This window comes from Flavobacteriaceae bacterium (assembly GCA_003443635.1).
Classification (GTDB): domain Bacteria; phylum Bacteroidota; class Bacteroidia; order Flavobacteriales; family Flavobacteriaceae; genus AU392.
The window spans coordinates 2,051,170-2,073,223 of record CP031964.1; the positions used below are offsets into that span (position 1 = coordinate 2,051,170).

Here is a 22,054-nt window from a genome sequence, read left to right on the forward strand (position 1 = left end):
ATAAAATAGTGTGAAAAGGAATTTTTAGCTTTAAAAGTGAATAAAAATACTTGTAAATTTCACTTCATATTTTAATAAATATCTATAAAGTATTACTTACTTATCTTTTAATTTAAAACATACATTTATATTTGTACAATCTAAAAAAGCAGCATTGAAAATGAGAAAAGATAGACTTTACTTATATACATTTTTAGCAGTAACAACTATTTATATATTAATATCAAGTATTGCTATACAATATTTAATAAAATCCAGTACAAATCAATTAATAGAAACACAGTTGGAATCTAGCAAAAGAGAAGCTAAAGAATTTGCTAGTATGATAGGTTATCAAATAAAAACAGGAATTGACAAAGATTCTATTATTAATGATTTAAGAAATGGAATTGATAAAAATGATATTATTAAAAGTATTAAAAGCGGAATTAATCGGGAAACTGTTAGAAGGAACTTACAAGAAAGTATTGAAAACACTGATTTAGAAACGGGTTTTATAAGTATGTTTAATTGGTCTGGCATTCATATTAGTCATCCAGAAAAAAAACGAATAGGTCAAGAAATAGCTCCAGAAGAATCTTTAGTAAGCACAATAGGCGATAATATTAATCCAGAAGATTTTTATAAAATTTTATTAGATAATCAAGATACCAATACTGATGAACAAGTATCAAGAATTATTTTTCAATTTCCAGTAATTGAAGAAGAATCTGATTGGGTAATAGGTGCACATTTAAATGTTACAAAAATTTTGAGTCAGATTCAAAATTTAAAAAATCGATTTTACGTTATATTCATTATAATAGGATTCGTTTTCGTTTTAGGATCTGTTTCAATTGCACGGCTTATAGGTAGTTTATATGAGAAAAATTTAGAGGCCGAGAATAAAAAATTAGAAGATGAAGTTATTAATTTAGCAAAATTAAATAAAGCTATAGATAAATTTCAACAAAAAGCTAGCGAAGAAAAACAGGAACAAGAATTAGACAAAACAAAAGCTCCATCTACTGAAGGGAATTTAAAAGAAAAAGGGAAAAAACGTATTTTAACCTATTTACGACATGAAATTTTACCTGTTAACACTGAAGATATTGCGTATATCTATACTGAAAACACAATTACATATGTTGTAGATATTAAAGGTAAGCGTTCTACAGTAAACAGTAGTTTAGATGAGTTACAATCCAATTTTGATAATAATCTTTTTTATAGAGCAAATAGGCAATTTATTATTTCGATTACTGCTATTGAAAAAATTATTAGATATGGTAATAGTCAGCTAAAAATATTAATGATACCTGCTTCAGAAACCGATATTATTATTGGAAAAAATAAAGCTTCAGAATTTAAGCAATGGTTAAACTTATAAATAAGTTCAGAGTAAAATTAATTTATAATTAATTAGGGTAGGAAGAGTTAATTAAGTTGTTATAATTTTTTCTTCTTTAAATGCAATGCATAAGTTAAACTTACTCCTATATGAAGATTCCCATTATTGAAGTTAAAATTGTTAAACGTATTCACAACATTAGCTGTTTCAGCAAAATTTCTAGTATTCGTCAATGAAAATTGTACGATAACATTTCTGATATCCCAATTAACTCCTAAAGCAAAAGGTCCAAAAAATGATAAATGTGTATCTTCTATAGGATTAGCGACATAATAATATTCAGAAGCTATAGATACATGATTTGCAACCTTATATCTCACTCCAAATCCTAAAGCAAAATGATTATTAGGTTCTCCTGCAAATTGATCAGAATTTCTGCGAATAAACGTAGGTGTTAGTTGAAATGAGAAATTAGAATCAAATTTACGAGCTAAAATAACTTGAGTTGCAAAAGATAAACGGTCAGAAATGCTATTTTGGAGGTCAATATGGTTAAAACTTCGAGATTGATAGGATGTGCTTTGAAATAAAGTAATACCAATTGGAGCTTTTTTGTCAGAATCTTTTTGTCTTACCAATCTATATTTTCCATATCCATTAAAAATCCCATCAAACGTACCAACACCAAAACCTGTAGTAAAACGATCGGTAATGGCATAATCTATACCAAATCTAGCTGTAACAAAATCTGCTCCAAAGTTCTGTGTTTGACTATCAGGCATATTCCAATACTTAGTCCTAACATTAAATTCTAAAATTCCTTTTTTACGCGTTTCTACAGATTGTCCAAAAGTAATTCTGTTTGCTTTAAAAGTAGCTTGTGTATAACGAGTTATTTTTTGAAGTTCTTTATCTAATTCTTCAAATGGATCTTGCGCTTTAACAGATTGTGTTATTACTATAAAGCAAAAGAATAAGTATGTAAAATTAGTTTTATCCATAGGGTTCGTATTCAAATCTAAATTTCACTTTAATAATTTTTGCAATATTTCCAGCCAGTAATGGCGGAACTTTAATATTATAATCTTTTACACCAACTTCAAAATCACCGGTTAAAATATATTTACCATTCAAATTATCTATATCAACTTTAATTTCTACATCTTTGGTAACACCATGTAACGACATTTTACCTTTAACAATTCTTGTTTGCTTACCTACTATAGATGGATCAAAATCTATAATTTTTCCTTCTAATCTCGATTTTTGATAGATATCAGATTCAATGTAACTTTCATTAAAATGCTCTTCCATTAATGCCTTTTTAAATGTAAAAGCATTCATTAACATAGTCACAAAAATACCTCCATCATCAAGCACTATTATACTTTGAGCTTGATTGTTAACCGCTTCAATATTTTCTACTGAGGTATAAGAAAAAAACGAAACCTGTCCTTGGCTTGCTTTGACTCGTTTTTCGGATTGCGAGAATCCAAAAGATGTTATTAAAATAAAAATAAGTGTTACTATTCTATCCATTTTATTCATCGGCTAATATACAGTTTAACATAATAACGTCCAACAGATATCCTTTACAAATACCTTTAATATTTACCTGTTGACCGGTTCTTAATTTTTTAATTTTTTCGCTATCAGATAAAGACATATCGCATATAATTTGCGAGAACTTATTATTGCCTTGTAGTATAACAGTGTAACGATCATTTAAATAAGTGACATCTTTCACTACTCCTTTTACTGTAATAACTTTTTCTACATAAGTAGTATTAGCATAGTTTTCATTAGTTGCAAATAAAGCTATTAGCTTATTTGAGCTTATTGATTGTTCTGTTTTTACTGTATTAACATCTATAGCAGATGGGGCATTATATAATTTTATTCCTAAATAAACACATACGATTATTATGAGTACGAATACGATACTTAATGCTTGTATTTTAGATTTTCTACTCATTAGTAAGTTCAATTACAATATAAAAAGTTATATAATAAACTCTAAATATTTTTTTTACAAAAGTAATCGATTAAACAGTTCTTGTAAGTAAAAAACTGCTTTGAAGGGAAATTTCATCTTTAAAAGTGAATTATATAAATGGTAAATTGTATATAACATGTGTTATACTTTCAGGAAAACGAATAATTGATAAAAAATACACCTAATTAATTCCTTTAAAATTATTTAACAATTAATGTTTCATAAAAAACTTATTTCAATTTTTATTTATTTATATATTGTCGCTTGAAAAAAAAATATGCCTATGAGAAAACTAGCGTTACATTGGAAAATATTACTTGGAATGTTATTAGGAGTAATAATTGGAATTTTAAGTATTCAATTTTCTTGGGGAGCAGAATTTGTAAAAGATTGGATTAAGCCTCTTGGGCAAATTTTTATAAGTTTACTTAAACTCATCGCTGTACCGCTAGTAATTGTCTCTTTAGCTAAAGGAATTACCGATTTTAAAGATTTAACTGCATTATCAAAAATTGGAGGAAGAACCATAGGGTTTTATATGTTTACTACTGTATTAGCAGTTATTTTAGGGCTTTTTCTTGTAAATACATTTTCTCCTGGATCTAGTATAAACCCAGATACCATTGCAAATTTATCTCAAGATTTTACTGCTATGATGGGTGATAAAATTGCAATGGCAGATATGGCAGACAAAGGGCCTTTAAGCTTTTTTGTAGACTTAGTGCCTCAAAATATGTTTAATGCTTTTACTGATAATGGAAGAATGTTACAAGTTATATTTGTTACCATATTTTTTAGTATTAGTATGTTATTTCTTCCTGCAACACAAAACGAACCTGTAAAGAAATTTATAGATTCAGTTAACGGTATTATGCTTAAAATGGTAGATATCATAATGCTTTCTGCTCCTTATGCAGTTGCAGCACTTATTGCAACACTCATAGCAGAAACTACAAATGCAGAATTATTTATTGCGCTTTTAAAATATGCTGGATTATTACTTTTTGGAATGCTAACCTTATTAGGAGTTTATGTTTTATTAGTTGCTTTGTATGCAAAAAAACCACCTAAGTATTTTTTAAAGGGAATATTACCTGCCCAATTAACTGCTTTAACTACAAGTTCAAGTATGGCCACATTGCCTGTTACTATGAAATGTGTAGAAGAAAACTTAGGTGTAGAAAAAGAAATTAGTAGTTTTGTATGCCCTGTTGGTGCCACTATAAATATGGACGCCACAAGTTTAATGCAAGCTATAGCAGCAGTATTTGTATGTCAAGTTTTAGGACATGATTTAAATTTAACAGATCAATTAACAATTATATTAACAGCAACTTTAGCTTCAATTGGAGCTGCAGCAACTCCTAGTGCAGGAATAATAATGTTAGTTATTGTATTAGAGTCTGTTGGGTTTCCTTCAAATAAATTAGCCATAGCCTTGGCAATGATCATGTCTGTAGACAGGCCCCTAGATATGGCTAGAACCGTTATTAATATTTCGGGAGATAGCTGTGTTTCTGTATTGGTTGCTAAATCTTTAGGGAAATTAAAATAGTTTTTAGTATGCATAAAAATGAAACTGTAAGTTTTACAGCAATGAAAGATGGCTCTATAAGAGATTATCAAATAATTGCAGCAAATGATGAGATTACTGTACGAGAATTGCCTGATCGTCTTATTGAACATTTAAAAGAAATGGCTAAAGATGATGGCGCTTATAAAATAAGTAGATTAGATCATGTCCTTCAATGTGCTACTCGAATTTATAATGATAATGCTGGAGATGATTGGGTTATTGCAGGTTTGTTTCATGATATAGGAGATGTATTAGCACCTTATACTCATGGGCAAGTGGCATCAGAAATTATACGACCGTTTGTAAAAGACGAAGTAAGTTGGGTTGTTCGCAATCATGGAAGTTTTCAAATGTATTATAACGTTAGTCTAGCTGAAGAACTTCGTAATACAAGAGAACAATTTAAAGATCATCCTTATTATAAATCGGCTGTAGATTTTTGTGAGAATTGGGATCAAAATTCGTTTGATCCGGATTATGAAACTAAATCACTAGAGTTTTTTATCCCTATAATAAAAGAAGTATTTTCAAGAGAACCATTTAAACATAACTAAAAAAAGGAAAGTTTACTTAACAAATAAACTTTCCTTTTAAGGTTGTTTTTATTTTTTATATTGCATCTGCACCTGCGGCAGCAACAACATGGTCGTTTTCTATACTACTACCACTAACACCTATACCACCGATAACTTCTCCTTTAAAGTTTTTAATAGGAACTCCTCCCGGGAACGTAATTAAACCTCCATTAGAATGCTCTATATTAAATAGAGAACCTCCTGGTTGTGATAATTGACCTATAACACCAGTTTCCATATCGAAATAGCGAGCAGTTTTAGCCTTTTTTATAGCAATATCTAATGAACCTAACCACGCATCATCCATACGAACAAATGCAAGTAAATTTGCGCCAGCATCAACAATTGCAATATTCATTTTTGTATCTATTTCTTTTGCTTTTGCTTTAGCCGCAGCTATAATTTTTTCAGCTTGTGCTAATGAGATATTATGTAATGAGTTGTCTTTCATAATTTATTATTTTAGTTTCTTGATACGACGATAATTTTAAGAGTTGCTTACTTAATATTTTAATTATTATTCTAATTCTTTTTTTACATTTTCAAATTTAAGAGTCAATTCTTCAAATCTATCTTTAACATCTTGCCCGGGAATTTGGTCTGCATCATCAATAATTCCTTGAAGATATGATATTTGAGCATTAAGTACAGGTTTTGGGTATGCACCATCTTCATTTTTTAATTGAGAAAGTATTTGTTTTATTTTTTGCAATCGTTCTTTATTATTTTCATTCTTTCCATCTTTTAATTTGTCTATTTCTTTTTCAAGATTATCTTGCAGCTTTCGAGATGCTGTCATTAAATTCATAATCTGTTTTTGCAATTCAATTTGTTCTTGAATATTGGCTTCTGTTATTCCTTCCTCTTTAACTCTCGGATCAATTAATAATTCAAAATTTTGTTCGAAAGATTGATCGCCAATTGTTAATTTAGCTGTATAAACCCCCGGTGCAGCAATTGGACCATTCTGATACCTTTGGTTTTTCGATTTTGCCCAGGGTCCGGTATGTTTCATGTTCCAATGAAAACGATTTAATCCTGGTTTTGCATTTAAAGATTTATCTACTAAATAAATAACTTTATTAGTACTCATAACATCTATGACTTGATCTGGTAATTTCTGTTTAGAGCTATCACTAACGATTGTCACAACAATTTCTTTATTGTCATCAAGAATATCAAGTTTTATTCCTGACTTATTCCCTTTAGGTATATAGTAATCAATTGCTACGTTAGCTTGCGGGTACACAGGGAATGTTGTATTTCCATTACGAATTTTAGGGTAACGATACCTAATCGTATTATCTGGTTTAAAAAGCCAGGGGGTATTTCCTAAAGTATTAATTTCGGGTTGTCTTAAAGAAGTAATATTATCTAATATCCAAAACGAACGCCCCATTGTACTTACAATAAGATCACCTCTAAAAATTTTAATATCCGTAATAGGAGTTATCGGTAGATTTTGTTGAAATGCTTTCCAATTTTTACCGTCATCAAACGAGATAAATAATCCAAACTCTGTTCCAGCATATAAAAGCCTTTCTCGCACCGGGTCTTCTCTTATTACTCTTGTTGAATAATCCATAGGAATACCATTAGTTTCCGTCGTAAGCAATTCCCAGGTTTTACCATAATTCTCAGTTTTATATATATATGGTTTTTCATCCCCTAAAAGATGGCGTTCTACAGCTATATATGCTTTAGCTGGATCATAAACAGAAGGTTCTATTGCATCTACTCTTCCTCCTTTTGGTAATCTTGAAGGTGTAACATTTCTCCATGTTTTTCCTCCGTCTTTTGTTAACTGTACAAGACCATCATTAGACCCTGTCCAGATTAAACCTTCTTGAAGTTTTGATTCTCTAATAGAATATAATGTGCTATAATTTTCTTCTCCTGTAATATCTCGCGTAATCGGACTTCCGGAAATAACTTGTTTATCTTTTTCAAAAGCGGTAAGATCTGGTGAAATGGTTTCCCAATTTAAACCATCATTAGTTGTTTTATGTACAAATTGAGAGCCATGATATATTACATTGGCATTATGTGGTGATATATGAATAGGTGCCACACGTTGAAAACGATGTAACATCTCTATAGGATTATGCCCATAATTATTTTTAGCACCCACATAATACCCTCTTTCAATACCTGTTTTTTTGTTAAAAACACCGAAACGTCCTTTACAATTAGAATATACAATGTTATGATTTCCAGGTTTAGGAACAGCAGGTCCGGTTTCACAACCTCCAGTATTTATAATCCATCCAACCCCGGTATTTTGAATAGCATTAGGCGCAAAACTAGGTACAGCAATGGTAGTATAATTGTCTTGTTGGCCTGCATAAAGCCAATATGGATATTGATCGTCAACCTCTACCTGATATAATTCTGCAGTAGGTTGATTAAATTGAGTTGACCACGTTTTTCCTCCATTATGTGTTACATTGGCTCCTCCATCATTTGCTTGTATAAATAAATCAGGATTGTCGGGGTTTATCCATATATCATGATTATCACCATGAGGAGGGCTTAATCTTTTCCATGTTTTCCCTCCATCTGTCGATTTTAGTATCGGGTTTGCATTTGAATACAAAACATCAGTATTTTTAGGATCAACATCAATATTGGTATAATAAAAAGGTCTGTTTACCAATCCAATATTGCTAGATATCTGTTTAAATGATTTTCCTTGATCTATAGATTTGTATAGTCCACCTTCTTTTCCCGGTGCTTCAACAACCGCATATAAAATACTTGAATTAGCAGGAGAAACTGCTAAATCTATTTTACCTATAAGTCCTTTAGGTAGTCCCTTGCTTAATTTCTCCCAGGATTTTCCCCCATTTATAGATTTATAAACCCCACCTTCATTATTATTCCCTCCGGAAATAATAGTCCATGGTTTACGTTCAGCTTTCCAGGCTGCTGCGTAAATTACATCTGAATTTCCAGGTAATAATTCTAAATCTGCAAAACCAACCTTATCTGATATAAAAAGTACTTTTTCCCAGGACTTTCCACCATCAATAGTTTTATAAATACCACGTTCATTATTCGATTTAAATGCATTACCAATAGCGGCAACCCAAACAATATTGTGATTTGTCGGGTCAATTTCTACGGCGCCTATTTGACCTACTTTCTCTAAACCAACAGACTCCCATGTCTTTCCCGCATCAATTGATTTATACACTCCCCGACCAGCAATAACATTACTTCTTAATCCATCAGAACCCGTGCCTGCATAAACTATATTTGGATCATTAGCAGCAACTCGTATTGCGCCAATTGATGGTGTTGCAAAAAAACCATCAGAAATATTCTTCCATGTAATGCCATAATCTTCAGTTTTCCAGACACCGCCACCTGAAGACCCTAAATAAAAAGTAGACGGGATAAGAGGAACTCCTGTTACTGTTGTGACACGCCCTCCTCTGGCAGGCCCAACAGTTCTATACTTTAAAGCTTCAAAATTTTGAGCTGTGATTGACTCTACGATTAATAAAAAAAATACAAAAAGAGATGCGCTAGTATACGATTTCATAATATTGGTAATGTTAGAATAGTTATCATCAAATTTAGGTAAAATTAGTATCAACCAATATTTTCATAATATTATTTTATATAAAGTATCGTTATTAAATTCTTAAAAAAAACTTAATATTTAAAAGTGATTGTTATATAAATAGTAATTTCAACGCTCTTTTTAATTAACATTAACTCATACTATGAAGTTTAAATTTTTATTCATTATAACTGGATGCTTGATTTTTACAAATTCATTCAAGTTATTTTCACAACAAGATTATCGGAATTCAAGTCAGATTACTAATGACTTGAAGTCATTGGTTTCGAAGCATTCATCTAATGCATCTTTAAAATCACTCACTAAAACCATTGGTAAAAAAGATATTTGGGCTTTAACTTTATCTAATGGAAATCCTGATAATAATCCTGCAATTGCTATAGTTGGTGGTGTAGATGGAAGCCATTTATTAAGTGTTGAACTATCGGTTAAACTTGCAGAAAATATTTTGACCAATCATAAAAACCTTTTAGAAACCACAACGTTTTATATTTTTCCAAATATGAGTCCCGATGCTACTGAGCAATATTTCAAAACTTTAAAATATGAGCGCAAAGGAAATAGTAATGCTACAGATGATGATAGAGACGGAACTATTGGAGAAGACGGATTTGAAGATCTTAACAATGATAACTTAATTACATTAATTAGAGTTGAAGACCCTACCGGAGATTATAAAATGTTAGATGATGATAATCGTATTATGGTAAAAGCTAATACTAAAAAAGGAGAAGTCGGATCTTACAAGGTATTTTCTGAAGGAATAGATAATGATAAGGATGGTAATTTTAACGAAGATGGCGAAGGAGGTGTAGTTTTTAACAAAAATATGAGTTATAAATTTCCTTATTTTAAACCTGGAGCTGGAGAGCATCCAGTTTCTGAGAAAGAAAATAGGGCTCTTTTAGATTTTTTATATGAAAAGTGGAATATTTATAGCATTCTTACATTTGGTCCTGCAAATAATTTATCTAAACCTCTTAAATATACTGCTTCTGCTGCTAATAAACGAGTGGTAACCAGCATTCTAAAAAAAGATGAAGCATTAAATAAGTTTATTTCTGAACGTTATAACAAAATTACTAAAACTAAAGGAGCGCCAAATTCAATCGCCAAAGGTGGAGGCTTCTTTGAATGGTCATATTTTCATTTCGGAAAACTAGCAATGAGTACTCCTGGATGGTGGCCTTCAAAAATAAAAGGAGACTCTATTACAAAACCATTTAAGAATCCTAAAGCTAGTTTTTTACAGTGGGCAGAACAAGAAGGGATAAATGATGTTTTTGTAGATTGGACAGAAATTAAACATCCTGATTTTCCTAATCAAAAAGTTGAAGTTGGAGGTATTGTACCTTTTAAAATGAATAACCCTCCTTATAAAGAGATTGATGGTATTGTTGAAACACACTCAGCATTTATTGCAGAAATTGTAAAAATTCAACCTTCAATAGCATTGACAAACGTTAAGCAGGAAGATTTAGGCTCCGGGCTTACAAGAATAACTGTTGATATTCATAACTCAGGGTTAATTCCTACACATACTGAAATGGGGGATCGTTCAAGATGGTTACGTCAAATAAATGTAGATATAAGAATCAATAAAAATCAAGAAATAGTTTCTGGGCGTAAACATCAACTCATTAATGTAATTGCTGAAGACAGTTCGGTTCAATTAACTTGGCTAATTAAAGGAAAAGGAAATCTACAATTAGAAGTTGGTGCGCCACACGTAGGAACTAAAAACTTATCTATCAAACTTTAAATCTATACGTAATGAAAACATATACATATATAATTACAGCATTTCTCGTTTTTGCATTACTTCCTATAAATATTTCTGGACAAACTTCAGAAGATATATTTAGAGCCGTAGGCACGCCTCATAATCCAAAGGTTAGTATTGCATTTAATAAATATTATACATCAGAAGGTTTAGCAGCTTTAGGCAAAAAAATTGCTGATGCTCATCCCAATCTAGTAAAACGTCAATCTATTGGCAAATCTTCTAAAGGAAGAGATATTTGGATGCTAGCAATTACCGATTATTCAGTTGGAAACCCTGATCGCAAACCGGCATTTTATGTAGATGGAAACATCCACTCCAATGAAATTCAAGGAGGTGAAATATGTACTTATACAGCTTGGTATTTAACTGAAGGATTTAAAGATATTACTTATGTAAAAGAATTACTTCGGGACCGTATTTTTTATATCGTACCAACGATAAATCCTGATGCTCGTAATGATTTTATGAAAGAAGCTAATACAGCTAATAGTCCACGATCTGGGTTAATTGCTTTAGATGATGATAGCGATGGACTTTTTGATGAAGATGGTTATGACGATTTAGATGGTGACGGTTCAATTACTCAAATGAGAAGAAAAAACCCAAATGGAAATGTAATTGTTGACCCTAAAGACCCAAGAAGAATGATACGAATTGGTCCGGATGATATTGTTACTGCACAACGTTATGAGTTCTTAGGAGCAGAAGGAATTGATAATGATGGAGATGGGCGTATAAATGAAGATGTATATGGATATTACGACCCTAATAGAGATTGGGGTTGGAAATGGCAACCAGATTATATACAAAGAGGTGCTTATAAATATCCTTTTTCTGCACCAGAAACAAGAGCAGTTGCAGACTTTGTAAAGAATCATCCTAATATAGCAGGGGCACAAAGCTTTCATAATTCAGGTGGAATGATTCTTCGTGGTCCAGGAGCAGAAGAAGATTTAGCAACATATAATAGAGCTGATATTAGAATTTATGATGCTATTGGGGAAAAAGGAGCCGAATTACTTCCTGGTTACAGGTACCTAACAGTTTACAAAGATTTATATTCTGTGTTTGGTGGTGAATTAGATTGGTTTTATGGTGGTAGAGGTATTTATACATTTACTAACGAAATCTTCAATAGTTATGCTTATTATAAAAAAGAAAGAGGCGGTCAAGATGAACGCTACAAAGCTGAAAAAGATTTATTATTAGGAGATGGGTTTACTCCATGGAAAACATTTAACCACCCAACGTATGGTGAAGTTGAAATAGGTGGATTTAAAAAGAATTTTGGAAGAGCAACCCCTGGGTTTTTATTAGAAGAAGAATGTCATCGTAATATGGTATTTACTTTTTATCACGCTTATCATATGCCTAATTTATCTATAAATGATATTTCAGAAAAATCATTAGGAGGTGGTTTAAAAGAAATTACTGCAATTATTAAAAATGATCGTTTAATGCCTACTCATGCTAGTCAGGATTTAAAGTATAAAATTGAGCGTCCTGATTTTATTTCTCTTTCTGGAGGAAATGTAATCGCCGGAATGATCGTTAATAATGATGACTTTAATGTCACCACAGAACAAAAAGTAAATCCAGAAAAACTTAGAGTTAATAATATCTCAGGAAACAGTACTATTAAAGTACGTTGGATAGTAAAAGGAGGTAGTAATTATAAAATAACTGTTGATAGTGCAAAAGGAGGCTTAGTTTCTAAAACTCTTTAATTTAACAGTTATTCAAAAATGTTTTATAAAAACGCTTTATTCTATTTGGTATAAGAATAAAGTGTTTTTAATATAATCAATATATTTAATTCTGAGTAGCTCTAAAAGTGACTCCTTTTTTCATTGTATTTACAGAAATACAACCTTGCTCAGCTATAGCCAATAATTTTTCAAATTCCGAAGGATGACTACAGTTTTCGTATGAAGTATATAAAACTATATCCGTAAAACGTTTTGGTAACTCATCACTCAAAGTTGCTTCTACTATTACTTTTAATCCATTAATTTGTATGTCTCTAGATTGGGCAGCTGCAAACAGGGTACTACAAAAACATCCTCCTACTCCAGTTAGCATATATTGACCTCCCATTAAGCCCTCACTTCCCCCTCCTTTTTCTTTTGGACGATCTACAATAATTTTAAATTGGTCATGCTGTAATTGTACTGAGGTTTCAGAATTCTGCTTTAATATAATCTTTATAGTTCCCATAGTTTTATTTTAATCTAAAATAACATTTTTTGTATAAAATAATAAGTTTTGAATAGCTTAATAACTTAATTAACTATTTTAAATTTATTCATTTTTGAAAACTTATGATGTTTAGTAAACATAAAATAAGATGTTATAGGCCATAATAAAAATTGTTTTTTTAGTACTCAGTATTTTTTAATTTAGTAATTATTAATTTTTCACTGCGAATTCACAAGTATTAAAATAATAGTATTTAAAAAAATTCTGCAAAAAAGTTAGAGTTAAGTATTCATCTAAATAATTAATAAATAATGAATGCAATAGATAAAAGGCAAACAAGTATTAAATTAGAGAATAGTTTTTCAATTCACCACGATTTATTTATCAAATCAGATTCTAAAACTATTTTTGATGCCATAACACAGCCAGAACATCTCAATAATTGGTGGACATTAGAATGCTCTGGAGAACCTAAATTAAATACCGAATATAATTTTTATTTTACACCTGAATATAATTGGTACGGTAAAGTAATTCAATGCATGGTAAACGAATCTTTTTATATTAAAATGACGAAATCTGATACGGATTGGAATCCGACTTCTTTTGGTTTTGATCTCGAAAAAATGGATAATGGAGTACAATTAAGATTTTCACATATTGGATGGCATGAATGTAATAATCATTTTAGAAGAAGTTCTTTTTGTTGGGCAATGCTTCTAAATGGATTAAAAAACTATCTAGATAAAGGGATTATTATCCCGTTTGAAGAAAGAGAATAAAAAAGGTAGAAAAATACTTTAACCTTTCTACCTTTTATAATAAATAAAATTCAAGGAGTATTAAACATAATCTATATATCCTACTTCATCAGCAGTATAAAATGTATTAAAGTCTGGTTGCACTAATGTTTCTTTGGTTTGTAGTTTTTCAACTAAGTTTGGGTTAGAAATAAAAGGACGACCAATATATATCAAATCATACCCTTTGTTTAATAATGCTTCACCTTGTTCAACAGTATGAACATTTCCTCCTACAATGACAGTGCCTTCAAAATTATCTTTTATTGTTTTTTGAATATCTGTAGCAAATTCAGGTGCTTCAAAAGCAACACGCTGATCTACAATATGAATATATGCTAAGCCTAGTTGCTTTAATTCTGACGCCAAATAGGTAAATAAATCTACTAAATCATCATAATTACTTTGAAGATCATTAAATGCTCCATACGGAGAGAATCTAATTCCAACTTTATTACCTCCAATTTCGGCAACTACTTTTTTAGCAGTTTCTAAAACAAATCGCGCTCTATTTTCAAAACCACCACCATATTCATCAGTTCTGATATTTGTTTTAGGGTTTAAAAATTGATTTAATAAATACCCATTCGCACTATGTAATTCAATACCATCTGCACCAGCTTCAACCAATCGTTTAGAAGCGTTTACAAATTCGTTTTGTGCAATCTCAATATCTTCTAAAGTCATTTCTCTAGGCATTGTATGTGGTAGCATTCCTGTATCACTATAAATTTCACCTTCAAGAAAAACCGGAGATGGCGCTACAACTTCACCACCTTCTGGCAAATTAACTTGTGACGTAACACGACCTGTATGCATTAATTGAACAAATACTTTACTGCCATTTTCATGAATGCCTTCAAATACATTTTTCCAACCTTTGATTTGATCATTATTAAAAGCACCAGGAATTCTTGGGTATCCTAAACCATTGATAGAAGGAGATGTACCTTCTGTAATAATTAATCCAGCTCCAGCTCGCTGAGAATAATACGTTCTCATTAAGTCATTTGGGATATTATTTATGGCTCTACTTCGTGTTAGAGGCGCCATTACAATTCTATTCTTTAATTCTATACCACCTAATGTGGTTGGTTTAAATAAGCTCATATTTTTTTTTAATTTTTTATCAATTGTCGAAACAATATTGATTTAATTTCATGTTTTATATATTAATAGTTACCAAAAGTAACTATTATTAGTTTCAAAAAAATATTTTTATACTTTTGTTTAAAATAAAGTAGTAACCTAAAAGTAACTAGTGATGACAAGAAAGTGTATAAATAACCCAAATAATTGCCCTATCACCCACTCTATGAACATTATAGGGAATAAATGGACCTCTATTATTATTTATATACTTGATAATCGAAAATTACGATTTGGAGAACTTGCAGCAAGGATAGAAAATATAAGTCGAAAAGTATTAACCGAACAACTTCGGGAAATGGAAACACGTGGAATTATATTAAGAGAGTCATTTCAAGAAACACCTCCTAGGGTTGAATACTCTTTAACCACAAAAGGTATTGAGTTAATTCCTATTTTAAATCAACTATGTGAGTGGAGTAAAGATATTTATATAGAAAATAAAACTCCTACTTAGTTTTTATTTAAATATTTACCTATGCTATCAATTAATTAGAGTTAATAGTGGATGTTACTCCTAGTGGCTCTGGTTCGGGGAAATCACAAGGAACTTCTATTTGTTGTTCTGGAAGAAGGCTCCCTCCAATTGTATCTATTCTTGTACATTCATCAGATTCACAACTTTGCAAAACCCAGATAGATAATAAAATAGATATAATTAAAGTAGATTTTTTGTTTTTTTTCATAAACTAATATTTATATATAATTCCATTAATGACTTCAATTACGAAACTTACTTAATAAGCTAAGTTAGATTTTAAAAGTTAAAAAATCAATAGATGAGAAGTGCTATATTATTTTAAAATTATAAATAATCAAATTTCTTTTTAAAAATTAGCATTTCTTTTATAAGTCTATTATTTTCACAAGCTAAACATAAATTCTCATGAAATATCTACCATTTCTTTTTCTTTTAGTATTATTTTCTTGTAAAACAGAGAAAAAACTTTCGGACGAGCAAATTCGTTGGCAAAAACATGCAGATAACACAGAAATTATTAGAGATAATTTTGGAGTGCCTCATATTTATGGAAAAACTGATGCTGATGCTGTTTTTGGATTATTATACGCACAAGCTGAAGATGATTTTAATCGTGTCGAACAAAATTATATTTGGGCTACGGGAAGATTAGCAGAGGTTGAAGGAGAAGATGCTCTATATAGTGATTTACGTGCAAAATTATTTATGACGCAAGAAGAAGCTATTGCTAATTATGAAAAAAGCCCCAAGTGGCTAAAAGAACTATGTAATGCGTTTGCAGATGGTTTAAATTATTATTTATATACACATCCAGAAGTTACTCCTAGGTTGTTAACACGATTTGAACCTTGGATGCCAATGTATTTTAGCGAAGGATCGATTGGAGGAGACATAGAAAGAGTACGTACTGCAAAGATAAAAGCTTTTTATGAAGGGGATATGGAAGTTCCCGAAACACAAAAAGTAGCAATGCTATTAGAGGAAGAAGCATTGGAACCAAAGGGTTCAAACGGAATCTCAATTTCTGGAAAATTAACTGAATCTGGAAACCCTATTCTATTAATAAATCCTCACACATCATTTTTCTTTAGAGGAGAAGTACATGTAGTAAGTGAGGAAGGTCTTAATGCATATGGAGCAGTAACTTGGGGGCAATTTTTTGTATACCAAGGGTTCAATGAAAAAACAGGCTGGATGCACACTTCTACTTACACAGATGTAATTGATGAATTTAAAGAAGATATCATAAAAATTGATGATAAATTAATGTATAAGTATGGTGAAGAGTTACGCCCAGTAGAATCTTCAGAAGTGACTTTAAAATATAAGATTGGAGATACATATAAAGAAAAAACATTTCCAATGTATCGTACACATCATGGACCTATAACACATATAACTAATGGTAATTGGACTTCTACTGCTATGATGTGGGATCCAGTAAATGCATTACATCAATCTTATGTTAGAACAAAACAAATAGGTTATAAAGGTTTTCGTGAAATGATGGATATTCGTACCAATTCTTCAAACAATACTGTTTATGCTGATGCCGAAGGTAATATTGGGTATTTTCATGGTAACTTTATTCCTGTAAGGAATACAAAATTTGATTATACACAACCGGTGGATGGTAGTAATCCAGAAACTGATTGGAATGGTTTACATACTGTTGACGAAGCAATTACATTATTAAATCCTGAAAATGGATGGTTACAAAATTGTAATTCAACACCATATACATCTGCTTTAGAGTTTAGTCCTAAAAAAGAAGATTATCCAAATTATATGTCTATCGATAGAGAAAATTTTCGTGGAATACATGCTATAGGTTTACTTAAAAATAGCAATGGCTATACTTTAGATCGAGTGATTGAAATGGCGCATGATACTTACCTTCCTGCGTTTGAAGCATTAATTCCTGGGTTAGTAGAAGCTTACGATAAATCTACAGCTAAAAACCCAGAGTTAAAAGATGCTATTGAAATATTGAGAGCTTGGGATTTTAGAACTTCAAAAACTTCTGTAGCCATGGCATTAGCACATTTTTATGGAACACATTATGGGCGCAAAGGAAAACGACCAAGTAGAATGAATGATATGGAACTTATGACCTATTTTGGATCGAAATCACCTTTAGCTGAACGCCTAGCTATTTTTGAAGAAGTTATCGATCAAATGACAGCAGATTTTGGAACTTGGAATACGCCTTGGGGAGATATTAATAGGTATCAACGCTTAAACGGAGATATTCGTCAAGCATTTGATGATAATAAACCAAGTATTCCTATTGGTTTTGCATCTGGCCGTTGGGGAGCTTTAGCTGCTTATGGTGTAAGTTATACAAATCCAACTGCAAAAAAAATCTATGGCACCCGAGGTAATAGTTTTGTAGCTGCTGTAGAATTTGGTGATAAAGTAAAAGCGAAGACCATGCTTGCTGGTGGACAAAGCGGAGATCCATCATCTCCTCACTTTAATGATCAAGCACAACGTTATGCGGATATGGAGTTTAAAGATGTTCCTTATTATAAAGAAGATGTATTAAAAGTTGCTAAAAAAACATATCACCCAGGCGATAAATAATAAAATGTATCCTTATCATAATAAAATAAAACAACGTATTGCAAATAATGAGCTTGTTAAATATGAATTTATAGAGTGTTACAAGGATATTTCACCCTGTCTATTACTCTATTTTAACACCGAACCTTATGTAAGACCCATACGAGAACATCGTTTTGAAGAATATAAAAGAATACTGAAATAAGGAAATCAAAAAGCCACCATATTTATAAACATGATGGCTTTTTTTTACTAATAAAATTTATAATTTATATTATAATGCAGCTAAAATTTCAGATGGATCTGCTCTTAATTTATAATCTTCTTCTAAAAAATGATAAGAAACTGTTCCGTCTTGCTCAACAACATAAGTTGCAGCAATTGGCAACTCTTGATTTGTATTAGCTTGATTGCTATCTAAATCAATTCCAAATCCTTTATATAATTCTTGTAATGGTTCTGGTAATCTAAAAACTAAATTTAAATCTTTAGCTACTTTATTATCAGTATCTGATAAAACTTCAAATGATAATTCATTCTTTTCTTTTGTGGTTAACGAATTATCTGGAGCTTCAGGAGCTATTGCAATTAGTTTTGCACCTTTAGCTTCAATCTCAGGTAAAGCATTTTGTAATGCTTTTAATTCTAGATTGCAATAAGGGCACCAACCACCTCTATAAAATGCTAAAACTATTTTATTATTTGTTAATATGTTATTTATATTAACCATTTCTCCAGTAGCATTAGGTAACGTAATTTCTGGAAGCTTCCCTCCCGTTTTTAAAGCATTATTTAAAATAGAATCGTTAATCAATTCATCTATTGCCGATCTCATAATATCTTGTGCTGGCTGAGGAATACGTTCTGCGCTTCCTGCTGCGTGTGCTTTAAGTTGTTCTGTTAATGACATATTTATTTTTTATTATATAGTTTTAGACTCGTTTACTACTTCAAAATTACAGCTAAAATAATTTACTTGAGTAATCAGATAAGGCTTTAACAAATTTTAACAGTAGCTTCAAAAAAACAAAACATATTTTATACTCTAAAGTTTTCTCTTTCTTCAATCATCATCATTTTATATTTATATGGTATTGTTTTTGATTCTTTTCTAATACATTAACATATAAATAAATAACTTATGAGAAATTCAAAAGCACCAGAAGTAAATGCAGGATCAATGGCAGATATTGCATTTTTATTACTTATCTTTTTTTTGGTTACAGCAGTAATTCCAAATGATAAAGGTATTGCTAGAAAACTCCCTCCTCTTTGTTTAGAAATGGATTGCAGTGAGGAGTTATCGGAGCAAAACGTCTTAAGAATTTCTTTAAACGCTAGTAATCAAATATTTGTTCAAAATGAGATTATCTCAATAGAAACATTTAAAAATAAAATAAAAGCATTTGTAGATAATAACGGAGACAAAAGCTGTAATTATTGTAAAGGATTAAATTTAAATAAGTCTTCAGATAATCCAAAAAAAGCAGTGATATCATTTCAAGTACACCCAGAAACATTTTATAATACATTTATAAAAGTACAAGATGAATTATCTAAAGCCTATTATGAACTACGTAAGCAATATGCATTAAATATTTTAGGAAAGCATATTGATGTCCTAAATTCTGAAGATATCAAAACATTAAAAAAAGCGTACCCATTTAAAGTTTCAGAAGCAGAAGTAAAGTAATTTAAATACTATTGTTTTATTAGTATATTTGATTTTATAACTAACATATTATTTTATGAAATCATTTGTCCAAAGAAAATATCTTTTAAAGTCAATCACATTCTTAAATTTTGCTTTTTTAACTAGCATTGCATTTATATCTTGTAAACAAGAACCTTTAACTGAAGCAGAACTTATTGCTAAAGCTACTGAGATTCACGAACGCGTGATTACTTTAGATACGCATTGCGATATTAATATCAACAATTTTACAAACAAGGTAAATTATACACAAGATTTAAACAATCAGGTTAATCTTCCTAAAATGAAAAAAGGAGGGCTTGATGTAGCATGGTTTATTGTTTATACAGGTCAAGATTCATTAACTTTAGATGGATATGCGAATGCGTATGACAATGCTATAAGTAAGTTTGATGCCATTCATAAATTAGTAGAGGATATTGCACCTAATGACATAGAATTAGCGGTGACTTCTGATGATGTGAAACGTATTCAAGCTGCTGGTAAAAAAGTAGCGATGATCGGTATTGAAAATGGGTACCCTGTAGGCTTAGATATTAGCAATGTGAAAAAGTTTTACGATATGGGAGGGCGTTATATGTCCTTATCACATAATGGGCATAGTCAACTAAGCGATAGTAACACGGGAGAAGGTGATGGTGTTTGGTTACATAATGGATTAAGTGATTTCGGGAAGGAAGTCGTTAAAGAAATGAATAAATGGGGAATGATGATAGACGTTTCTCATCCATCTAAAGAAGCAATGCGACAAATGATCGAACTCACAAAAGCTCCTATTATTGCTTCACATTCTTCTGCACGAGCATTATGTGACCATAGTCGTAATTTAGATGATGAACAATTACAATGGTTAAAAGAAAATGGTGGTGTTGTGCAGACTGTAGCTTTTAGGAGTTATGTTAGTAAAGAAAAAAGTGATGCACGTAATGAAGCAGCAAACAAATTACGCCATCAAATTGCAAATGAACTTGGTGTAACTTGGTATGGCAGGCGAGAGTTTAGAGATTTAGACAAAGCTGTTCAGGATTCTATTAGAGCAACTGGTAATTTGGAAAAGATTACAGAGCTAGTAACTGCTAAAATTGAAACAATGAACGATTTTCCTGCAGATGTAAATGTATCTGATTATGTAGACCATATTGATTATTTAGTAGAAAAAATGGGATTAGATCATGTAGGTATTAGTAGTGATTTTGATGGAGGCGGCGGTGTTGAAGGTTGGAATGATGCGTCAGAAACTTTAAATGTTACTATCGAGTTAGTACGTCGTGGTTATACCGAAGCACAAATAGAGCAATTATGGAGTGGTAATTTATTACGTGTTTTAGATAAAGTACAAGCTATAGCAAAAGAAATTCAAACACAATCTTAATTATTTACAATTAAATAAATGTATGAAGCAGTAATTAAAAAGATTACTGCTTTTTTATTTCTAAAGCTTAATTTTTATGATAAGTAATATCAACTACAACCTATCTAGTACTTTTGTACATCTTTTTTCAAACTCTAAAAAGTTATAGTTTTATATTTAGCGATATACTTTTGTCTCATAACTTTTAAAAATCAAAAATCATGAAACGAACAGTTAAATTATCAGCAATTCTTATAGTACTATGTTTAAGCACACATCTATCTTTTGCACAAAGCAAAAGCATTGAGAAAACAATTACATTGAATGGAAAATCTAAAACAGAGGCCATTAATATCAATGTAAATAAGAATATAAAATCTCTAGTATCTTTTGCGCAAAGCAAAAGCATTGAGAAAACAATTACATTAGATGGAAAATCTAAAACAGAGGCCATTAATATCAATGTAAATAAGAATATGAAATCCCTAGATTTAAACATTAAATGTGAAATTGATAAAGGTTTTATAATTATAGAAATATTAAGCCCTGAAAAAAAAGAAAAAGGTAAGTTATTGATTTTAAATAAAATAAATGATAAGTTAAGTATTTATAGTCCAATAACTCATGAAGGCAAAAAACAATTTGAAGATAAATTCAAATATTTTTTAACTATAAAAGATACTACACTCTATAAAGGTTATACTCCAATAGATAATTTTAATTCTACTAATGGCGAGATTAATAAAAAATTTAGTTTGCCAACTGAAGGTGAATGGCAAATAAAAGTAAAGTCAGAAAAAGGTAAAGGGAAAATTTCGATTAAAAGTAAAACCAACTAATAGCATATAGTGTTAATGAATCGTTTATTTATAGACATGCCTAAAAATAACAGTTATTTATCTATATTATTTATACTCTATTTTGGTTTATTTGGATACGCTCA

21 protein-coding genes are annotated in these 22,054 nt (G+C 30.7%); 12 read left to right on the plus strand and 9 right to left on the minus strand.

Going from position 1 to position 22,054, the window contains the following annotated elements:
- The first annotated feature begins 160 nt into the window (after nucleotides 1-160).
- Nucleotides 161-1,369, plus strand: a complete 1,209-nt coding sequence (locus tag D1817_09360; protein AXT20081.1) for a LytTR family transcriptional regulator — start codon at nucleotides 161-163, stop codon at nucleotides 1,367-1,369.
- Nucleotides 1,370-1,428: 59 nt separating this feature from the next.
- Here D1817_09360 and D1817_09365 read toward each other — a convergent pair whose 3' ends face one another.
- The 3 genes from D1817_09365 to D1817_09375 are packed head-to-tail and all read right to left on the minus strand — an operon-like array spanning nucleotide 1,429 to nucleotide 3,305.
- Entirely contained in the window at nucleotides 1,429-2,331 is a 903-nt protein-coding gene (locus tag D1817_09365; GenBank protein AXT20082.1) for a hypothetical protein, read from the minus strand.
- Nucleotides 2,324-2,869: a YceI family protein gene (locus D1817_09370; protein AXT21259.1), complete on the minus strand. Its 546-nt coding sequence runs from the start codon at nucleotides 2,867-2,869 to the stop codon at nucleotides 2,324-2,326. The genes D1817_09365 and D1817_09370 overlap by 8 nt, the downstream gene beginning before the upstream one ends.
- Before the next feature lies 1 nt (nucleotide 2,870).
- A complete protein-coding gene (locus D1817_09375) occupies nucleotides 2,871-3,305 on the minus strand; it encodes a hypothetical protein (GenBank protein AXT20083.1) in 435 nt (144 codons plus the stop codon).
- 304 nt (nucleotides 3,306-3,609) lie between these two features.
- Between D1817_09375 and D1817_09380 the strand changes: the two genes are divergently transcribed.
- Nucleotides 3,610-4,881, plus strand: coding sequence for a dicarboxylate/amino acid:cation symporter (locus D1817_09380; protein AXT21260.1), 1,272 nt, complete (start codon nucleotides 3,610-3,612; stop codon nucleotides 4,879-4,881).
- 8 nt (nucleotides 4,882-4,889) lie between these two features.
- A complete protein-coding gene (locus tag D1817_09385) occupies nucleotides 4,890-5,456 on the plus strand; it encodes an HD domain-containing protein (protein AXT20084.1) in 567 nt (188 codons plus the stop codon).
- A 55-nt stretch (nucleotides 5,457-5,511) separates the two neighbouring features.
- Here the strand turns inward: D1817_09385 and D1817_09390 are convergent, their stop codons facing one another.
- Nucleotides 5,512-5,928: a heme-binding protein gene (locus D1817_09390; protein ID AXT20085.1), complete on the minus strand. Its 417-nt coding sequence runs from the start codon at nucleotides 5,926-5,928 to the stop codon at nucleotides 5,512-5,514.
- Nucleotides 5,929-5,994: 66 nt separating this feature from the next.
- Complete coding sequence (locus tag D1817_09395; GenBank protein ID AXT20086.1) at nucleotides 5,995-9,024, minus strand: hypothetical protein; 3,030 nt, start codon at nucleotides 9,022-9,024, stop codon at nucleotides 5,995-5,997.
- Nucleotides 9,025-9,208: 184 nt separating this feature from the next.
- Between D1817_09395 and D1817_09400 the strand changes: the two genes are divergently transcribed.
- Nucleotides 9,209-10,828, plus strand: a complete 1,620-nt coding sequence (locus D1817_09400) for a peptidase (protein AXT20087.1) — start codon at nucleotides 9,209-9,211, stop codon at nucleotides 10,826-10,828.
- Between the two features lie 11 nt (nucleotides 10,829-10,839).
- Entirely contained in the window at nucleotides 10,840-12,579 is a 1,740-nt protein-coding gene (locus D1817_09405; GenBank protein ID AXT20088.1) for a peptidase M14, read from the plus strand.
- 85 nt (nucleotides 12,580-12,664) lie between these two features.
- Here the strand turns inward: D1817_09405 and D1817_09410 are convergent, their stop codons facing one another.
- The gene (locus D1817_09410) at nucleotides 12,665-13,069 is read right to left on the minus strand and encodes an OsmC family peroxiredoxin (GenBank protein AXT20089.1); all 405 of its coding nucleotides are present in this window, start codon (nucleotides 13,067-13,069) and stop codon (nucleotides 12,665-12,667) included.
- A 293-nt stretch (nucleotides 13,070-13,362) separates the two neighbouring features.
- On the opposite strand from D1817_09410, the gene D1817_09415 reads away from it, so the two are divergent.
- Entirely contained in the window at nucleotides 13,363-13,833 is a 471-nt protein-coding gene (locus D1817_09415; GenBank protein ID AXT20090.1) for an SRPBCC domain-containing protein, read from the plus strand.
- Between the two features lie 60 nt (nucleotides 13,834-13,893).
- Here D1817_09415 and D1817_09420 read toward each other — a convergent pair whose 3' ends face one another.
- Entirely contained in the window at nucleotides 13,894-14,961 is a 1,068-nt protein-coding gene (locus tag D1817_09420) for an alkene reductase (protein AXT20091.1), read from the minus strand.
- Nucleotides 14,962-15,115: 154 nt separating this feature from the next.
- Here D1817_09420 and D1817_09425 point away from each other — a divergent pair, with 154 nt between their 5' ends.
- Nucleotides 15,116-15,457, plus strand: a complete 342-nt coding sequence (locus D1817_09425) for a transcriptional regulator (protein ID AXT20092.1) — start codon at nucleotides 15,116-15,118, stop codon at nucleotides 15,455-15,457.
- 31 nt (nucleotides 15,458-15,488) lie between these two features.
- Here D1817_09425 and D1817_09430 read toward each other — a convergent pair whose 3' ends face one another.
- Nucleotides 15,489-15,686 carry a hypothetical protein gene (locus tag D1817_09430; protein AXT20093.1) on the minus strand — a complete coding sequence of 66 codons (198 nt, stop codon included), beginning with the start codon at nucleotides 15,684-15,686 and terminating at the stop codon, nucleotides 15,489-15,491.
- A gap of 200 nt (nucleotides 15,687-15,886) precedes the next feature.
- On the opposite strand from D1817_09430, the gene D1817_09435 reads away from it, so the two are divergent.
- Nucleotides 15,887-18,067 carry an acylase gene (locus D1817_09435; protein ID AXT20094.1) on the plus strand — a complete coding sequence of 727 codons (2,181 nt, stop codon included), beginning with the start codon at nucleotides 15,887-15,889 and terminating at the stop codon, nucleotides 18,065-18,067.
- A 4-nt stretch (nucleotides 18,068-18,071) separates the two neighbouring features.
- Entirely contained in the window at nucleotides 18,072-18,251 is a 180-nt protein-coding gene (locus tag D1817_09440) for a hypothetical protein (GenBank protein AXT20095.1), read from the plus strand.
- Nucleotides 18,252-18,320: 69 nt separating this feature from the next.
- Here D1817_09440 and D1817_09445 read toward each other — a convergent pair whose 3' ends face one another.
- The gene (locus tag D1817_09445; protein ID AXT20096.1) at nucleotides 18,321-18,956 is read right to left on the minus strand and encodes an AhpC/TSA family protein; all 636 of its coding nucleotides are present in this window, start codon (nucleotides 18,954-18,956) and stop codon (nucleotides 18,321-18,323) included.
- A gap of 231 nt (nucleotides 18,957-19,187) precedes the next feature.
- Between D1817_09445 and D1817_09450 the strand changes: the two genes are divergently transcribed.
- The 3 genes from D1817_09450 (at nucleotide 19,188) to D1817_09460 (ending at nucleotide 21,950) form a co-directional block, all read left to right on the plus strand.
- Nucleotides 19,188-19,739, plus strand: coding sequence for a biopolymer transporter ExbD (locus tag D1817_09450; protein AXT20097.1), 552 nt, complete (start codon nucleotides 19,188-19,190; stop codon nucleotides 19,737-19,739).
- Nucleotides 19,740-19,794: 55 nt separating this feature from the next.
- Nucleotides 19,795-21,132: a membrane dipeptidase gene (locus D1817_09455; protein AXT20098.1), complete on the plus strand. Its 1,338-nt coding sequence runs from the start codon at nucleotides 19,795-19,797 to the stop codon at nucleotides 21,130-21,132.
- 200 nt (nucleotides 21,133-21,332) lie between these two features.
- Nucleotides 21,333-21,950: a hypothetical protein gene (locus tag D1817_09460; GenBank protein ID AXT20099.1), complete on the plus strand. Its 618-nt coding sequence runs from the start codon at nucleotides 21,333-21,335 to the stop codon at nucleotides 21,948-21,950.
- Nucleotides 21,951-22,054: the final 104 nt, after the last annotated feature.

Bases quoted from the DNA above. Each gene is read 5' to 3' on its own strand.
- D1817_09360 (AXT20081.1), top strand. From the start codon at position 161: ATGAGAAAAGATAGACTTTACTTATATACATTTTTAGCAGTAACAACT.
- D1817_09365 (AXT20082.1), bottom strand. From the start codon at position 2,331: ATGGATAAAACTAATTTTACATACTTATTCTTTTGCTTTATAGTAATA.
- D1817_09370 (AXT21259.1), bottom strand. From the start codon at position 2,869: ATGGATAGAATAGTAACACTTATTTTTATTTTAATAACATCTTTTGGA.
- D1817_09375 (AXT20083.1), bottom strand. From the start codon at position 3,305: ATGAGTAGAAAATCTAAAATACAAGCATTAAGTATCGTATTCGTACTC.
- D1817_09380 (AXT21260.1), top strand. From the start codon at position 3,610: ATGAGAAAACTAGCGTTACATTGGAAAATATTACTTGGAATGTTATTA.
- D1817_09385 (AXT20084.1), top strand. From the start codon at position 4,890: ATGCATAAAAATGAAACTGTAAGTTTTACAGCAATGAAAGATGGCTCT.
- D1817_09390 (AXT20085.1), bottom strand. From the start codon at position 5,928: ATGAAAGACAACTCATTACATAATATCTCATTAGCACAAGCTGAAAAA.
- D1817_09395 (AXT20086.1), bottom strand. From the start codon at position 9,024: ATGAAATCGTATACTAGCGCATCTCTTTTTGTATTTTTTTTATTAATC.
- D1817_09400 (AXT20087.1), top strand. From the start codon at position 9,209: ATGAAGTTTAAATTTTTATTCATTATAACTGGATGCTTGATTTTTACA.
- D1817_09405 (AXT20088.1), top strand. From the start codon at position 10,840: ATGAAAACATATACATATATAATTACAGCATTTCTCGTTTTTGCATTA.
- D1817_09410 (AXT20089.1), bottom strand. From the start codon at position 13,069: ATGGGAACTATAAAGATTATATTAAAGCAGAATTCTGAAACCTCAGTA.
- D1817_09415 (AXT20090.1), top strand. From the start codon at position 13,363: ATGAATGCAATAGATAAAAGGCAAACAAGTATTAAATTAGAGAATAGT.
- D1817_09420 (AXT20091.1), bottom strand. From the start codon at position 14,961: ATGAGCTTATTTAAACCAACCACATTAGGTGGTATAGAATTAAAGAAT.
- D1817_09425 (AXT20092.1), top strand. From the start codon at position 15,116: ATGACAAGAAAGTGTATAAATAACCCAAATAATTGCCCTATCACCCAC.
- D1817_09430 (AXT20093.1), bottom strand. From the start codon at position 15,686: ATGAAAAAAAACAAAAAATCTACTTTAATTATATCTATTTTATTATCT.
- D1817_09435 (AXT20094.1), top strand. From the start codon at position 15,887: ATGAAATATCTACCATTTCTTTTTCTTTTAGTATTATTTTCTTGTAAA.
- D1817_09440 (AXT20095.1), top strand. From the start codon at position 18,072: ATGTATCCTTATCATAATAAAATAAAACAACGTATTGCAAATAATGAG.
- D1817_09445 (AXT20096.1), bottom strand. From the start codon at position 18,956: ATGTCATTAACAGAACAACTTAAAGCACACGCAGCAGGAAGCGCAGAA.
- D1817_09450 (AXT20097.1), top strand. From the start codon at position 19,188: ATGAGAAATTCAAAAGCACCAGAAGTAAATGCAGGATCAATGGCAGAT.
- D1817_09455 (AXT20098.1), top strand. From the start codon at position 19,795: ATGAAATCATTTGTCCAAAGAAAATATCTTTTAAAGTCAATCACATTC.
- D1817_09460 (AXT20099.1), top strand. From the start codon at position 21,333: ATGAAACGAACAGTTAAATTATCAGCAATTCTTATAGTACTATGTTTA.